The sequence below is a fragment of the Myroides profundi genome, assembly GCF_000833025.1.
GTDB lineage: Bacteria > Bacteroidota > Bacteroidia > Flavobacteriales > Flavobacteriaceae > Flavobacterium > Flavobacterium profundi_A.
In genome coordinates, this window is record NZ_CP010817.1 from 309156 (window position 1) to 326343 (window position 17188).

A 17188-nucleotide genomic window follows, 5' to 3' on the forward strand; every position below is an offset into this window, starting at 1 on the left:
TATCCCTTAAAACGATTCATAGATATTAAAGTAGAAACCACTCTGACCTTTACCAAAACCATAGTCAAGACGTACGTTTACTCTATTTTTAAACTCCCATCTATATCCTATACCATAAGTAGGTAAGGTATGGCTCCAGTCAAATTTGTCCATATTCTCAAACACATTACCTGCACCACCCCATACAGCTACACCATGTCGGTTATGTATTTTTTGTCTTAGTTCTACCTGTGTATTAATCTGTTTTCTATCTCGATATTGCCCACTGTAGTACCCTCTCATCTGTCTAGCTCCTCCTAGTTTAGAAAGCATTGTCCATGGCACTTCACCATTGTTAAACTCTCCATTTAAGTCGAAGGCTATTAGACCATCTTTCCATACCTCTTGGTATGCACGCGCTGTAAAGTTAATCTTTCCGAAGTGCTTATTACTTCCCAATGTTTTTGGGAAAAAAGTCTGCTCGTATTGGATAAAGATTCCTTTACTCGGGTTAGGAATAAAGTCTCTACTGTCGTATGACGCGATAAATCCTCCTCCGATAGCCGTATCTTTAGAGTCTGTATCAGGTCTTACCTCCATATCTCTGAAGTTTCTACTCTGGATATTTTGAGCAGAAAAGACTAATCCTACATACGTATTAGGCAACACTTTTCTCAATACATCAAATTTCAAGCCTAAGTGATATTCGTCGTACTTCACATAGTCTCCTTGGCTACCTGCCTCGTATCCTATACCATAGTATTTACTAGGCATATATTTAAATGCCATATCGTAGTGAAATCGGTAGTCATCATTAGGAAATATTGTTGTGTTCTCTACTCCGATAGCAAAGAATCCACTTGTAGTAAAGTTAGTATAAATAGCGAGATCAGAAGGGGGTAAGTCTAGGTTCTCTTTATCTACTCTGTATAGTCCAGAAGCGACTATCCCTAGTCCTAGTTTAGTATCTACAGAGTAGCTTGGCCCCCCTATGAATGAAAGGTCAAATTTACTCTGTGATTTATCTTTTTTAGCTTCTTCAAAATAAGAAACTACACGTTCAAAAAATTTCTTTTTAGCTGCCGTGCTATCCCGTTGTTCTTCATTAGAGATTACATCTGCACTTTGTTGTGCAAAAGATACGGTGTTCGTTATCAGTGTGATAACGAATATTGTTGTTAGTAAGTATTTGTTTATCATAAAATAATTTAAGCTTGCAAATTTACGCAATTTCTAGGTCTTTGAATCTCGTAAAGTCCTAAATTAAAATGATACAAAACGTTTCTTAACTAACTTTTAGAAAGTTTATAAAACATTTAGGTTTTAGCTTTTGCTAACGACTAATAGTTGTGCAAATACTATTACTAAAGAAAGTATTAATATAAAACCGATAATGAAATATTGTAACAACGAAATTTTGATTTTGTGAAATCTCATTGCCTTTAAATATAGTACCACAGGAATGACTAATGCAAGTATAACACCTGCTATCGCTGCATATCCTAATGCCAAGATAAAACCTTCTGGATAGAAGAGTGCAAATAGTAGTGGCGGTATGAATGTACAGATAGCAGCTAGAGGCTTGATTAATTTTTTTGACTTATTTTTAAACAAATCTTTATAGTAATCTAATAATCCAATACTTACTCCTAAGAAAGAGGTACCTAATGCTGCTGCTGCAAAGAAACTAAATAAAGTCTCTATATACGTAGAGTGCGACAACTCTCGTATACTAAGTAATAACCCTTTTACCTCAGAGTGTTCTTGCAATATCTGCATAAAGACAGTTTGATCTAAAGTTCCTAATATAACGATCTGCCAAACTAAATAAATCACTAAGGGTAGTAAGCTTCCTAGTATAAAGGCTCTTTTTAATTGTTTCTTATTCCCCTCTAGATAATCAACGATACTAGGGATACTTCCATGAAAACCAAAAGAGGTGAATATCGCAGGGATAGACATAATCACTAGACCTTGTGATAAGGGCATGTGAAGTAGATTTGCTCCTTCTATCAGAGGAGTCATAACGATCACTAATAGTGCTAAGAAGATAAGCTTACCTGTAAAAAGAATACGAGTAAACCAATCTACCCATCTCGTCCCAATAATCACAATAGTACTGAATATAGCTGAGAAGATAAGCACAGCTAAGCGGTCGTCTAGATTAGTGTCTAGTAGGAGGTCTATATTCGTCTTTAGGATTGTCCCTCCGCCAGACATATATGCAGCTGTTAGCCCATAGATTAGGAACATAAGACTTAGCCCTGCTATTCTGTTCACAGTGAATCCTGCATACTTTCTAGTCAAGGTATCAAAGCCATCTTTAGGACTATTAAAATCATAAATACGAACCATCAATAATGCAGTATAACACATCGCAAACCAAATGATAAATAACAGTAATGTAGCTCCTATAAAGCCTACTCCTGCTGATGTGATAGGCATAGCTAACATTCCTCCGCCGATAGAAGAACCCGCTATGATTAATATACTACCTAATAGTCTGCTATTCATTATTAATGATTTTTTATGAAAAACAAAGGTAACAAAACACAAACAATAATTTTTGGTTTAGGCTGAACACATTTGTACAGTTAGAGGTATGAGGGGTAAACAGGAACTGTACAGCTATAGTAGGACGAGACAACTTTTTAGGCAGTGGTCGCATAGTGATCGGCTAGTGATGGCATAATGGTCGCATAGTTTTGACCAGTTTTAATGCGATCACTATGGGATCAAATGCCCATATCCATAGTATAAGTAGAAGGAATGTGTAGTTGTGGTAATGTATGTATTGGTTCTTTTGTTAACAAAAGACTTTATTGATTTATGATAAGTAAGGTGTAGGGTAGAGGCGAAAAAATTGTTCTGAATAAGATTCATAAAAGGATTTGGAATGTATTAGAATGCTCTGATAAATAGCGTCATTAATTCTTTTAATGCGATTTTATTATGTTTTTTATAGCTCATCTTTTGACAATTTATAGCGCTGAAGTATGATGAATACAAGAGAATTACAAAATAAAATTGTCAAATAAAAAAGGACTAATGTAAACTTATCATTAAATATAGTCTCTTTAATTGTTAATATGTTTCATTCTTGTTTATATTTGCATCATGCAAAGAAAGAAAAACATAGCAAGAATTCTATTGGTGGTATCCGTTCTGTTTACCATTGTCTTTCAATTTGTGCATAGTTATGAGCATTTAGTATCTACAGTTCGCTATGAGAGAGAACATAGTACACATGCTCACTTTAATGAAAAGAGAAGTGATTCTACAGAGCAGTTAACTTTTAAAGAGGTTCATGATCAGTTAGATCAGTGTTTTGCTTGTGATACTATTTTGAATCAAGCTATTTTGTCAGAATTTTTCTCATTTGATTTTTCACAGTTTAAGGTGATTAAAGAGGTACAAGACTTCGTATCTCTAAGAGTAATACCTCTTTCACAAATATACTTTTCGCTCAGGGCTCCCCCTGTATTGGCATAAATTATTTAGAATAATCTCATACAGTGCTGTATAGAGGTTAGTTATTTATGTACAATTAAAATATTAGAGAATTAATGAGAATTTTTATTCTTGTACTTTCGCTAATGGCTACTATTGGTGCTTATGCACAGCAGTTTACTGTTGCGGGTAAGGTATCAGATATGTATGGTGTAGCTTTAGTAGGGAGTACGATACAATTAGGGGATCAAGTTTCTGTAGCGGATCTTAATGGACAATTTATATTCAAGTCTGTTAAGGAAGGTAAGGTTGATTTTCAGATACAGTTTATTGGATATCAGAGCATTCGTCAGGAGCTAAATGTGACTAAAGACTTGACACTAGATTTTCATCTTAAGGAAGATAATACTGTCCTAGACCAGGTGGTAGTCTCTTCTAAAGGAGTCCAAACGATCAAGAATACAGAAAAAATAAGCAACCAAAAGTTAGTTGAGAATTTCTCAGGTTCATTGGCTAAGACATTAGAGAATGTTCCTGGAGTGAATGCGATGGTGATTGGTGCTGGTGCGTCTAAACCTGTTATAAGAGGGTTAGGCTTTAACCGTGTGGCGGTAGCTGAGAATGGAGCTAAACAAGAAGGACAACAATGGGGTGCTGATCACGGTCTGGAGATCGATGCTTTTAGTACAGAAGAGGTAGAGGTGATTAAAGGTGTAGGAGCTATCGAGTACGGGAGTGATGCTATCGGTGGTGTAATTAAGATTAATAATGAGAAGGTACCTGAGGTACACTCTTTTAATGGTAGTGCTACCATCTTTGGTAAGACTGTGAATGACTCTTATGGTGCTTCTTTACAAATCAAAGCTAGAGAAGATAAGTTCTTCTTTAAGTTTAAAGCTACTGCTCAGGACTATGGTGACTATAGAGTACCTACAGATCAGATCTATTACCTAAATACGAATATTCCTATTTATGGAAGACGTATGAAGAATACAGCTGGTAAGAATACAGCCTTATATGGACAGATCGGGTATGTAAATGGTAAGGTGAAGAATATTCTAAGTGTGAGTAATGTGTACGATAAGAGTGGGTTTTTCCCTGGAGCACATGGTCTTCCTAGTATTGCCGCTGTAGCAGATGATGGAAATCATCGTAATATAGAGTTGCCTAACCAAAGTGTAAATCACTTTAAGGTTACGAATAACTTTAGTTATGAGTTAACTGAGAACAGCAAATTTAATGTTCTACTGTCATTTCAGAATAATAAGAGACAGGAGAATAGTCTTTTTCACTCACACTTTGATAATCAAGAGGCACCAAGTGTAAACCCTAATCTAGAATTAGAGTTTAATTTAAATACATTTGATGTCGCTGCTAAGTATGAGTATTTGTCTCCCAATAATCATAAAAGTACAATAGGTGTTCAATATACCTATCAAAATAATACAATAGCAGGGTATGGTTTCTTATTGCCAAAGTTTAATCGCTTTGGTATAGGGGCATTTGCTACACATGAGCATTTTGTTACAGATCGTTTTACATGGGAGGCTGGAGTACGTGCTGATTATGCAGAGATTCATATTAAGCCTTTCTATGATAATGTATTGTATGATTATTTAAGAGATAATGGTCACTCACATAGTTTTGCCGCAGATTATGCACAGCGTAGTCATAAGACAGATAAAGACTTCACTAGCTTTAATGCAATGATAGGGGCTAAGTTTGATTATACAGATAAGATTAAGTTAGCTGCTACTTTTGGTACTAATTTTAGATTCCCTACAGCTATAGAGATGGCTTCTAATGGAGTACACCATGGTGCTTTCAGACATGAGAAAGGTAACCCTAATCTGAAACCAGAGCAAGGAGTTGCTTTTGATTTAAGAGCTAGTTATACAAGTGAGAATTTTAATACGTCTATTAGCCCTTATGCATATTTCTTTTCAAATTATATATTCTTAAGACCTTCGGGTAAGTTCTCTGTTTTACCAGATAGTGGACAAATTTATGAATATTCACAGTCACAAGCTTTTATTTCTGGATTTGAGTGGAAAGTAGAACAAAGGTTCTTACAGAGTTTCGTAGCAGAGGGTGTTTTTGAATATATTTATAATCGTCAGATAGCTAACGGTAAGAAAGGAAATTATCCTCTACCATTTTCTCCACCAATGAACTTCTTTGGTCAGCTGAAATATGAGTTTAATAATTGGAAAGCCTTTACAGAATCTGAATTATTTGTGAATGGTAAATGGTTTGCTAAACAAGAACGTATAGCTCAAGGAGAGTCTATCACCCCAAGTTCTTTTAGTTTAGGAGCAGGTTTTACTTCTACTATCAAAATCGGAAAGGTAGCAGCAAGAACAAGTCTATTAGCAACGAATATATTAGATCGCAAGATTCTTAATCACATGAGTTTCTATAGACCACTTGAGATACCAGAACTAGGTCGTTCAATTCAATTAATGATTCAAGTGCCATTCTAATGAAGAACAAGAACATTCGTGTTCTGTGGTTGACTTTGATGCTAGTGGTATTTATTATACCACATATTAGTAATGTTCTACACTTCGTAGTTGTAGAACATGAGTTTGGCAAGAGGTCATCTGATTTAGAGTATGTCAATAGTAATACAATACATTTCTGTGAACAACATATATTCAAACTTTCTCCCTTAACAGCGATAGACTTATTTCGTTGGAATGTTTGGACACCCCAAGTTTACAGTTATGTTATGGATCTGTATAAGATCAATAGCTTTGACACATTCTATAACTTTATCTATCAGAGAGGGCCTCCTATAGTTAAAGTAAGATAACGCAAACACACACACGCAAACACACAATAAAATATTTGTCCCCACAAATTATTAATATCTAAAATAGAAAAATATGAAAACTATAATATATATCGCTTTTTACTCAATCCTTAGCTCATTGTTTTTAACGTCTTGTACATCTGGTGATGATAATGTAGATACAGAACCACCAGTGATTATACTAAATGCTCCAGTAGAAGGAGCTAAATTAGAAGCAGGAAAAGATATCCATTTTGATATGGATCTTACTGATAATGTAGCTTTAGGAACTTACAATGTTGATATTCATGATAATTTTGATGGACACACTCACGGTAAAGGAGTTAGTATTCAGAGTATAGAAGTTCGTCATGATGATCATGATCATGAAAATGATAGTAGAAAAGCATTTAAATTCAATCGTACATGGGATGATATTTTTGGTAAAAAGAATGACCATGTTCATCAACATGACATTGTTATTGATAAAGATGCTAAAAGAGGAAACTATCACTTCGTAGTGAAGGTAGTTGATAAAGCTGGTAACCAATCTATGGTGTTTAGAAATATCGAAATCGTTGATCCAGGTCAAGGAGACAGTGGTCATGACCACGATCATGCACATTAATAATAGGAAATAATGTTAATATATAGAGAGTAAGGGGGATTCCTCCTTGCTCTTTATTTTTTTATGGATATATTTACTAACTTATTATTTTAAGAAAACAATAACTAACTTAAACATTTATGAGAAAAACACTTATGACTTTACTAGTTGCTACAATCATAGTTTCTTGTAAGCAAGGAGCTACAGAAGAAGCAAATGTAGAACTAAAGTACCCAGACACGAAAAAAGGTGAGGTAGTAGATACTTACTTCGGTGTAGAAGTAGCTGACCCATATAGATGGTTAGAAGATGATAGATCAGAAGAAACTGCTGCTTGGGTAAAAGCAGAGAACCAAGTTACTTTTGATTATTTAGCTCAGATTCCTTTTAGAGATGACCTAAAGAAACAAATGGAAGAGGCATGGAACTATGAGAAGATCGGTGCTCCATTTAAAGAAGGTAAATACACTTATTTCTTTAAAAATGACGGGTTACAGAATCAGTCTATTTTATACCGCAAAGATGAAGCTGGTAAAGAAGAAGTATTCTTAGATCCTAATACATTCTCTAAAGATGGTACTACATCATTAGGAAGTGTTGATTTCTCTGAGGATGGTTCTAAAGTAGCTTACGCTATCTCTGAAGGTGGAAGTGACTGGAGAAAGATTATCGTGCTAGATGCAGAAACAAAGCAAGTGATAGGGGATACATTAGTAGATGTGAAGTTTAGTGGTGTTTCTTGGTTTGGTAATGAAGGGTTCTATTACTCTAGTTATGATAAACCAACAGGTAGTGAATTATCTGCAAAGACAGATCAACATAAATTATATTACCACAAACTAGGTACAGCTCAGAAAGAGGATGCTCTAATCTTCGGTAAAGATCAGAAGAGACGTTACGTAGGTGGAGGAGTGACGAGTGATAATAAATATTTAATTATTACGGCTGCTAATTCTACTTATGGAAACGAGCTTTATGTGAAAGATTTGACTGTAGCGAATAGCCCTATAGTTACTGTAGTAAATAACTTCGACAGTAGTAATGGAGTATTAGATAGTAAAGATGGTAAATTATATATCGTAACAGATTATAAAGCACCTAACACAAGAGTAGTAACTGTAGATGCTAAGAATCCAGGACAAGCGAATTGGGTTGACTTTATCGCAGAGACAAAGAATGTATTGACACCTTCAACAGGAGCTGGATATATCTTCGCTAACTACTTAAAAGATGCTGTAGCGTATGTAGAGCAATATGACTATACAGGTAAGAAAGTGAGAGTAGTAGAATTACCAGGAGTTGGAACTGTTGGTGGTTTTGGTGGTAAAAAATCAGATACTACATTATACTATTCTTTCACGAACTATATCACTGCAGGAAGTATCTATGCTTTCAATCCAGTAGATGGTACGTCTAAAGTATATGAGCAACCTAAAGTGAAGTTTGACTCTTCTCAATATGAGTCTAAACAAGTATTCTATACTTCTAAAGACGGAACTAAAGTACCGATGATCATTACACATAAAAAAGGTCTTAAGTTAGATGGTAAGAATCCTACTATGCTATATGCTTACGGAGGGTTTAATATTAGCTTGACTCCTTCATTTAGCATTGCTAATGCTATTTGGTTAGAGAATGGTGGTGTATATGCTGTACCAAACCTTAGAGGTGGTGGAGAGTATGGTAAAGAATGGCACGTAGCAGGTACGCAATTACAAAAACAAAATGTATTTGATGACTTTATCGCTGCAGGTCAGTACTTAATTGACAATAAATATACTTCATCTGATTTCTTAGCTATTAAAGGTGGATCTAATGGAGGGTTATTAGTAGGTGCTACTATGACTCAACGTCCTGATCTTATGAAAGTAGCTTTACCAGCAGTAGGAGTATTAGATATGTTGCGTTACCACACTTTCACAGCAGGTGCAGGATGGGCATATGACTATGGTACTTCAGAAGATAGCAAAGAGATGTTCGAATACTTAAAAGGATATTCTCCTCTACACAATGTGAAAGCTGTAGCATACCCTGCTACAATGGTAACAACAGGTGACCATGATGATAGAGTAGTACCAGCACACAGCTTTAAGTTTGCAGCTGAGTTACAAGCTAAAAATACAGGTAATAATCCAATGTTAATTCGTATTGAAACGAATGCAGGACATGGTGCAGGTAAATCTATTGCTCAACAAATACAAGAGCACGTAGACTTACAAGCATTTACATTATACAATATGGGTATCAAGAAACTGAAATAGGAAACAACAGTTTTTAAGTCCAATAAAGGCGAGTCAATATTTTGACTCGCCTTTTTAATTTATATCCTTTTTCTTTATGATGTTTTTATCTTTGGAAAACCTCCGTCTACACTTAGCTCTGTACCTACAATGAATGAAGCGGCATCAGAAGCTAAGAACATCACTGCCTCTGCTACTTCAGACGCTAGACCGAAGCGTTGTATTGGCACCTGTGGTGCGAAGGAAGTAGTGAATGAGTCTACTTGCTCTTTAGATAAGTTAGATCGGTCGAAGTAGTTCGTTTGGATAGGGCCTGGCGATACAGCATTAACGCGTATTCCTCTACCGATTAATTCTGAGGCAAAGGTCTTAGTGAACGATTGTACAGCTGCTTTAGCAGCAGAATAGACACTAGAGTTTTGCATCCCTACTTCAGTGACGATAGAAGTGTTTAGCACGATAGCGCTATCACTAGACATAAGGGGTAAGACCTGCTGTACAGTGAATAGAGTTCCCTTGACGATAGTATTGAACATCTCTTCATAGTGCGTCTCGTCTATTAGCTCTAGAGGAGCATATTTACCAAAACCAGCATTGACAAACACAATGTCTAAACGAGAAGTGTAGTGACGTAACTCTTCACCTAGACGCATCAGGTCTACCATATTACCAGCATCAGAGACGATACCTATAGCTTGATGACCTAGTTCTGCCACTGTACTGTCTACAGTATGTTTATTTCTACCTGTGATGATGACCTGTGCACCGTGTTGGATAAATAAGAGTGCTGTTGCTTTACCGATACCACTAGTTCCACCAGTGATAAGCGCTATTTTACCTTTTAGTTTCATTTTACTGTATTTAGAAAACCAAAAGTATCATGACTCTTACTTGCTCACAATCCGTTTCTTGCTACTCTGCTTATTCGTATTTATAATTTTTTACACCAGCATTTATTTCTACTTCTATGAAGTTTTGTTCAGGTGGTATAGGGCATGAGTATTTAGGGTTATACACGCAGAATGGATTATAAGCCTGATTAAAGTTTAGAGTAATAAGGTCTCCTTCTGGTATCTCTAAATCTATATATCTACCTCCACCATAAGTAGTCACTCCAGAAGTAAGATCTGTAAAGGGTAAGAATAGGTGATTAGCATAGTCTTCTTTCTTTAGGATATCTAGATCCTGAAAGACATCTACTTTATGTTCTTTTTTATCTAATGTAAAGTGTAGTTCTCCGTATTTGACATAATTCAGCTTATTCGAAGTCGTTGTAGGCATCGTAAAAGGCTTTTCGTCTGGTGTACGAACTAGTTTAGCTTCTACAATATAATCTTCTGTTATAGGGAAGAAATCAAGTCCTTTAAACTTCTTTAGCGCATCCTTAGGTAATGGAGATGTTTTAGAGTCGCTAAACTCTTTGTTGAGTTCTTTTTGGAATACCTCTGCTCTTTCTATATCTGTTTTAGGCTGAGAACATGATACTAGTAGGGATAATACTGCTCCCAACATAAATAGCTTTTTCATATTGGTTATTGTTGTTTGAGGTAAAAGTAACAAAAAAGGTTTGCCCAAAAAAGGCAAACCTTGATATAATGTTGTTTCACTGATTATCCTAAGTGAGAACGTAGCATCCAAGCTGTTTTCTCATGCGCTTCCATTAAGCCGATTAAGAAGTCAGCAGTACTCTTATCATTAGACTCTTCGATAGCATCTATATTCTGTCTGATGAAGGATACGATCACCTCATAGTCTATTAATAATTCTGCAATCCAAGACTTACTATCTGTATCTGTAGTTTTTCTCTCTTCTGTTAAGTGAGTTAGTTTTAAGTAATCTTTTAAAGAAGAAGGAGCATAGTGTCCTAGTGTTTTAATACGTTCTGCTACAGCATCTACATTCACTGCTAGTTCTGTATATAGTTCTTCGAAGTATACGTGTTTAGAATGGAAGTCTACCCCCGTTACGTTATAATGAGCATTTCTCGCTTTAGTGTAAAGGATAAACTCATCTGCTAATAATTTAGATAGTACTTCTGCATTGAATTGACGTGCGTTGTCTGTAAGACCGATATTTGTTTTCATAGTATTTCTGATTTTTTATTACTATGTAAATGTACAAAATAAAATAGGTAATACCATTGATACGTAATTGTTTATCTTTATGAGGATATTAAAAATATCTATAAAATTTATAGTGTCCTTATAAGAGTAAACAAAAAAAGGAGCTCGTTATGAGCTCCTTTCCGTATTCTATAAATACTATTTTTTTAGTTTGTCAGCTGCGTCTTTCATCGCACCTTTTACTTCATCAGCTTTCTTTTCAGTAGCTTCTTTCACTTCTTCTACTTTTTTCTCAGTAGCGTCTTTTACTTCTTCTACTTTTTCTTCAGTAGCATCTTTAGCGTTTTCTACTGCATCACCAGCTTTTTTGCTTACTTCTTCGAATTTAGCTTTAGCGTCATCCCAAGTTTTTTGTGCAGCTTCTAAAGCTTTGTTAGCTTCTTCTTGAGCTTTTTTGTCTCCTTTTTTAACAGCTTCTTCTACTGCTTTCTTAGCATCAGCTAATTTTGTTTCAGCTTCAGTTTTAGCTTTTTCAAATTCTGATACAGCAGCTGATTCTTCTGTTGTAGCTTCTGTGTTTTCTACAGCTGGAGTTGTTTCTTCAGCTTTTGTGTCTTTACATGAAGTAGCGAATAATAATCCAACTACTGCGAATGATAACAATACTTTTTTCATAGGAATTTATTTTAGTTCCTAACAAAGTTATAAAAAAACAATGTTAATACTGCAATTTAAATAGTTAAAATAGGATTACTTCTTCTTATTCTCTTTTTTATTAGCTTCTTTCTTATTAAAATCGAGAGGTCCGAAGTTGTTCACATAACGCGTGATTGTGTTCTTTCTTTTCGCGATATATGGTCCGGAGTTATTGGCTTTATATCGTCTCGGACTCGGTAGGATCACTGCGATACCTGCTGCTTGATTAGCAGTTAAGTTCTTTGCATCTTTATTATACCAATGTTTTGCCGCAGCCTGTGCTCCATAGACACCATCTCCCATCTCTATACTATTCAGATAGACTTCTAGGATTCTCTCTTTAGGCCATAGGAATTCTATCAGGACTGTAAAGTAAGCTTCAAAGCCTTTGCGGATATAGCTACGCCCAGGCCATAAGAACACATTCTTAGCAGTCTGCTGTGAGATGGTACTACCACCTTTGATTTTTTTGCCTTTTTCATTGTTCTTCATTGCTTTCTCTATGGCTTTAAAATCAAAACCATTATGTGTCAAGAAGTGTCCATCCTCACTAGCGATCACGGCTTTCTGTAGATTGACATTGATTTCATCTAGAGGTACCCATTTATGTTGTAGTGTCATTGGTTTTCCATCTTTGACCTGTTCATACAGTCTGATAAACATCAGTGGGGTATAAGGTACAGGGACAAAACGAAAGACTAGTACTGAGAAAATACTCAGTCCAAAAAAGAGAAGTGCTAGCTTTAAAAAGAAGCGTGTTATTTTTCGTATCATGACGAAAGAATGAATATAAATCGGCGCAAAAGTAAATAAAAAAACGGTTGCTAAATAAAAAAATAATACAATAAAAAACTCGCCAAAATAGCGAGTTTAGGTTGTAATCATAATAAGTAATAAGAAAGAATAGGAGTCAAACCTCTCCTTCTATTTTATTGAGGATTAGTTGTCCACAGCGATGCTGTTTTAACCATGGCTCTTCTAGGTAATCTCAATGTAGCTACGATAAGCTCTGCGAAGTCCTCTGGCTGTAAGATATGATCAGGGTTACCATCTGTAAGCCCTAATTCTATAGACATATCTGATGCGATAGTACTTGGCGTTAGCGTACATACTCTAATATTGTTTTTGCGCACTTCCTTCATTAGTGATTCAGACATCCCGATCACTGCAAATTTAGACGCAGAGTATGCAGACGTAGTTGCATTTCCGTTAAGACCAGCTGTAGAAGCTACGTTAAAGATATCTCCTTCATTCTGATCTATTAAGTGAGGTAGTACTTCTCTAGTCACATTATACACTCCCATCACGTTAGTAAGTAAAATCTCTTCCCAACGCTCAGCAGACATATCTGTGAATTTTCCGAATTCTGATATACCAGCATTGTTCACTAATATATCTACTCCTCCTAATGTTTCTATTAATTTAGCTATTTCAGCTTTTACTTTTGCTTTATCAGTCACATCGAATACCGCATAAGTAGCTTTCACTCCTAATGCTTCTAACTCAGTGACAGTTGCTTGTAATGTTTTCTCGTTTCTACCAGTAATAGCAACGTTTATCCCTTCTTGAGCGAAAGCAACAGCGGTAGCTTTACCTAATCCTCTTCCACCTCCGGTGATAATTGCGTTTTTACCTTTCAATTTCATGTTTTTAATGCTTTTGTGTAAATATATGTAAATTAATGAGATATTAGTGTTTTGTAAACGTTAAACTTACTTGATATCTATAAAATTTTCGATAGAATTCCACAAGTTATAACGTTTTATTAGTGCTTGTTTAGAGATTGTGATGACATCTTGCCACTTCTGCTGATCATCTCCACATAGTTCAGAAATCATCTTCATCGCCATCGGACCATGCTCATCTCCATCTAGTTCGATATGACGTTCGAAGTAATAGACTAGCTTTGTCAAGTCTGTCTCAGGAAAGTTTTGTTGAAAACCTTTTAAGATCTCAGTAAACATATCTGGTATCAAATCTTCGCGACCAAATGTGAAGGCTGCTGCGATCTCATGTGCTTTACCCCCTTCGATAGTCTTGAATGTAAAGTTTAAAAACTCTTTTACCCCTTCATCTAAGTCTGTCTGTGCTATCGCTTCGAAGATAGGTGTTCCAGATTTAAGAGTGCGGATAAGTGCTTCGATAGCAGTAGTATCTGCTTTAGCCGTTATCATAGCATCTAAGTACATCTCGAAGTGGCTCAGACGCTGTCCATCATAGGCTAGGTCTGACTCTTCTGCTAGTACAATCTCATTGATCAAATAGCGTGTCTGTGGAAACTCTGAGGCAAACCAAGGAGTCGTAGTACAAGTCAATTGTTGTTGTAAGGCTTTAAGCAATGACATAAAATCCCATACCGCATATACATGCCCTTCCATAAATGTACATAAGTGAGGGATAGTCTTTATTTTATTATAAAGAGGGTGTTGAAGTAACGCATTTCTTTCTTCAGCTATCTGTGCATTGATTTCTTGAATAGTCATATCTTCTAAAATTTAGTACAAAAGTAAAAAAGCTTCACCGAAAGGCGAAGCTCTTTGTATAAAGTTTATCTATAAAGATATTTATTACTTAAATGCAGGGAATCCTGTCACATCCATACCTGTTATTAACAAGTGGATATCATGTGTCCCCTCATAGGTCACTACAGATTCTAAGTTCATCATGTGGCGCATGATAGAGTATTCTCCTGTGATACCCATACCTCCCAACATCTGACGCGCATCACGTGCGATGTCTAATGCCATAGCGACATTGTTTCGTTTAGCCATAGATATTTGTGCAGAAGTAGCTCTTCCTTCGTCTCTCAGTACGCCTAATCTCCAGGTTAATAGCTGTGCTTTAGTGATCTCTGTAATCATCTCTGCTAATTTCTTTTGTTGTAACTGAGTCGCACCGATAGGTTTGTCGAACTGGATGCGCTCTTTCGAATAGCGAAGTGCCGTGTCATAGCAGTCCATAGCTGCTCCGATAGCTCCCCATGCGATACCATATCTAGCAGAATCTAGACAGCCTAGAGGTGCTCCTAATCCTGATTTGTTTGGCAATAAGTTAGCTTTAGGTACTTTGACATTATCGAATATTAACTCCCCTGTAGCCGAAGCTCTCAGTGACCACTTATTATGTGTCTCCGGAGTAGTGAAGCCTTCCATACCACGCTCTACGATCAGTCCGTGTATACGTCCTTCTTCATTCTTAGCCCATACTACAGCGATGTCTGCGAATGGAGCATTAGAGATCCACATTTTAGCCCCATTTAGCAGGTAGTGGTCTCCCATATCTTTAAAGTTAGTCAGCATCCCGCCTGGGTTAGAACCGTGATCTGGCTCTGTTAATCCAAAGCATCCGATATACTCTCCCGTCGCTAACTTAGGTAGGTACTTCATGCGTTGCTCCTCATTACCGTACTTCCAGATAGGGTACATCACGAGTGAAGACTGTACTGATGAGGTAGAACGAATACCAGAATCTCCTCTCTCGATCTCCTGCATGATTAGTCCATACGAAATTTGGTCTAATCCTGCTCCTCCGTATTCTGTAGGGATATAAGGACCGAATCCACCTATCTCGGCTAACCCTGGTATTAATTGTTTTGGAAATTCTGCACGTTGAGCGAAGTCTTCTATAATAGGAGAAACTTCTTTCTTCACCCATGCTCTCGCTGTATCTCTAATTAACTTGTGTTCATCACTTAACAAGTCGTCTAATAAGTAATAATCAGGTGCCTGAAATAAATCTGGTCTCATATATCAATATCGTTTTTTGTGGTTGTATAACAAAAATAGACATTATTTCGAATTGACCAATTTTTACCTCTAAAAGAGAATATAAAAATTCAAATACACGTCATTTTTATACAAATAATGCTTTATTTCTATCTTAATCTATAGTAGATGGTTCGGGTACAACCTGAATACAGTTCGGTAAACTACCTCTTATCCCAAGTAAATACTGGGTATTATCGAACACTATCAAAACAAACTTAAAGTTAAATATTGTTATTTGTTGATTGTTAGTTATTTATGTTTTATTTCATTCTCCAAATTAGATTAAAAAAGGCAGGAGAGGGTATTATCTCCAAATGAGAGCAGTTTCTTTAGTTAATGGGGAGGAGTGATAGGTGTATTCATTGTATATAGCTTCTATAGTATTTCTTTGTACTTTATGTTTGATTTAATAGTATTGACATAATAAGGCAGCAATATGCCTCTGAACCATACGTTGTAGATTAATAACAAACCAATCGCTTAAATAATGAATAATAAATTAATGATGTTAATCGCATTATTCTTTTCTGTAGGAATAATGGCTCAAGATAAACTACATATCACTGGTAAGATTACTGGGATACCTAAAGAGGCTAAACTAATGCTCTCTTATGACAAGAAAGAGATAGAGCTTAAAGCTATAGATGGGGTATTCGTAGTAGAAGCAGAGATTGTTAAAGCGCCTACGCCTGTATATTTGTCTATCATGAAAGGGGATGATTATGAGTATACTTCTTTTTTCTTAGGAAATGAGACAGTGACTATAGATGGTCGCTTTGACGATTTAAAGAGTCTACAAGCTAAAGGTTCTAGGTATGATACTTTAAGATATGAGAGCGAGATACTAACTAGAGAATTAAGAACTGAACGCCAAACTATCGAAAGTAAGGTGTCTAAAGAAGTAGATAGTGGAATGTCTTATGATAATGCGATGGCACCATACAAAGTGGAATACTTACGTATAGAGCAAAAGATAAAAGACTTAGACTACGAGTTTTTAAAGAAAAATATCAATACGGATTATGGACGTTATTTGGTTGGATTTATAATGCATGATACTAATACCAATCATTATAAAGAATTGTATGACTTAGTAGATAGTCAATATCAAAATACTGATCCAATAGTATTTTTAAAAGCTCTAATAGATAATAAAGTGTTAGTGAAGGGAGGTAGTTATTATGACTTTACGGCTTTAGATATGAATGAAAAGGAAGTAACGTTTAGTGATTATTTTAAAGGAAAGTATGTGTTACTTGATTTCTCTTCACCCTATTGTTATTTTTGTCAACAGGCTGTTCCAATAACTTCAAAGTTAGCAAAAGCGTTAGAAGATAAGTTAGTATATGTGACTTATTGTATAGAGAATGATTTACATAGTGTTGAAAAGTATAGAGGTCTAAAAGGAGATCACGGTGTAATAGTTTGGGATAAAAGAGGAATGCAAAGCCCAACAATTGCTAAATACAGAATGAGTGGAACTCCATATTATGCACTATTTAATTTGGAGGGGAGATTATTAAAGATTTTTGATAAAGGGTTAGAAGAGGATTTTGAAGAGCAGTTGAGAGCGTTGATGAAATAGGAGTAAA

The 17188-nt window shown here is 35.8% G+C and carries 16 protein-coding genes; 6 read left to right on the forward strand and 10 right to left on the reverse strand.

Annotated features, from left to right (window positions below):
- Positions 1-6: 6 nt before the first annotated feature.
- Both MPR_RS01410 and MPR_RS01415 read right to left on the reverse strand, forming a co-directional pair.
- Complete coding sequence (locus MPR_RS01410) at positions 7-1179, reverse strand: BamA/TamA family outer membrane protein (protein WP_041888548.1); 1173 nt, start codon at positions 1177-1179, stop codon at positions 7-9.
- A 123-nt stretch (positions 1180-1302) separates the two neighbouring features.
- Positions 1303-2493 carry an aromatic amino acid transporter gene (locus MPR_RS01415; RefSeq protein ID WP_041888549.1) on the reverse strand — a complete coding sequence of 397 codons (1191 nt, stop codon included), beginning with the start codon at positions 2491-2493 and terminating at the stop codon, positions 1303-1305.
- Between the two features lie 603 nt (positions 2494-3096).
- Between MPR_RS01415 and MPR_RS01420 the strand changes: the two genes are divergently transcribed.
- From MPR_RS01420 to MPR_RS01440, 5 genes are all read left to right on the forward strand, one after another.
- Entirely contained in the window at positions 3097-3471 is a 375-nt protein-coding gene (locus MPR_RS01420; protein ID WP_041888551.1) for a hypothetical protein, read from the forward strand.
- A gap of 74 nt (positions 3472-3545) precedes the next feature.
- A complete protein-coding gene (locus MPR_RS01425) occupies positions 3546-5912 on the forward strand; it encodes a TonB-dependent receptor (protein ID WP_041888553.1) in 2367 nt (788 codons plus the stop codon).
- Positions 5912-6244, forward strand: a complete 333-nt coding sequence (locus MPR_RS18075; RefSeq protein ID WP_052472618.1) for a hypothetical protein — start codon at positions 5912-5914, stop codon at positions 6242-6244. Before MPR_RS01425 ends, MPR_RS18075 begins: the two co-directional genes overlap by 1 nt.
- A 73-nt stretch (positions 6245-6317) precedes the next feature.
- A complete protein-coding gene (locus MPR_RS01435; protein WP_041888555.1) occupies positions 6318-6851 on the forward strand; it encodes a DUF4625 domain-containing protein in 534 nt (177 codons plus the stop codon).
- Between the two features lie 134 nt (positions 6852-6985).
- The gene (locus MPR_RS01440) at positions 6986-9091 is read left to right on the forward strand and encodes a prolyl oligopeptidase family serine peptidase (protein WP_041895100.1); all 2106 of its coding nucleotides are present in this window, start codon (positions 6986-6988) and stop codon (positions 9089-9091) included.
- Positions 9092-9165: 74 nt separating this feature from the next.
- On the opposite strand, the gene MPR_RS01445 is transcribed toward MPR_RS01440, so the two are convergent.
- The 8 genes from MPR_RS01445 to MPR_RS01480 form a co-directional block, all read right to left on the reverse strand.
- Positions 9166-9921: an SDR family oxidoreductase gene (locus tag MPR_RS01445; RefSeq protein WP_041888557.1), complete on the reverse strand. Its 756-nt coding sequence runs from the start codon at positions 9919-9921 to the stop codon at positions 9166-9168.
- Between the two features lie 70 nt (positions 9922-9991).
- Positions 9992-10582, reverse strand: a complete 591-nt coding sequence (locus tag MPR_RS01450) for a DUF1684 domain-containing protein (protein ID WP_041895103.1) — start codon at positions 10580-10582, stop codon at positions 9992-9994.
- 98 nt (positions 10583-10680) lie between these two features.
- On the reverse strand, positions 10681-11154 hold the full coding sequence (locus MPR_RS01455) for a Dps family protein (RefSeq protein ID WP_006257622.1): 474 nt from the start codon (positions 11152-11154) through the stop codon (positions 10681-10683).
- Positions 11155-11331: 177 nt separating this feature from the next.
- A complete protein-coding gene (locus MPR_RS01460; protein ID WP_006257621.1) occupies positions 11332-11808 on the reverse strand; it encodes a hypothetical protein in 477 nt (158 codons plus the stop codon).
- A 75-nt stretch (positions 11809-11883) separates the two neighbouring features.
- A complete protein-coding gene (gene mtgA, locus MPR_RS01465; protein WP_041888559.1) occupies positions 11884-12603 on the reverse strand; it encodes a monofunctional biosynthetic peptidoglycan transglycosylase in 720 nt (239 codons plus the stop codon).
- A gap of 155 nt (positions 12604-12758) precedes the next feature.
- A complete protein-coding gene (locus tag MPR_RS01470; RefSeq protein WP_041888561.1) occupies positions 12759-13475 on the reverse strand; it encodes a 3-ketoacyl-ACP reductase in 717 nt (238 codons plus the stop codon).
- A 66-nt stretch (positions 13476-13541) separates the two neighbouring features.
- Entirely contained in the window at positions 13542-14312 is a 771-nt protein-coding gene (locus MPR_RS01475) for a DUF3050 domain-containing protein (RefSeq protein ID WP_041888563.1), read from the reverse strand.
- Positions 14313-14396: 84 nt separating this feature from the next.
- On the reverse strand, positions 14397-15575 hold the full coding sequence (locus MPR_RS01480) for an acyl-CoA dehydrogenase family protein (RefSeq protein WP_006262638.1): 1179 nt from the start codon (positions 15573-15575) through the stop codon (positions 14397-14399).
- A 508-nt stretch (positions 15576-16083) separates the two neighbouring features.
- Here MPR_RS01480 and MPR_RS01485 point away from each other — a divergent pair.
- Positions 16084-17181, forward strand: coding sequence for a DUF4369 domain-containing protein (locus tag MPR_RS01485; RefSeq protein ID WP_041888564.1), 1098 nt, complete (start codon positions 16084-16086; stop codon positions 17179-17181).
- The last annotated feature ends 7 nt before the right edge of the window (positions 17182-17188 follow it).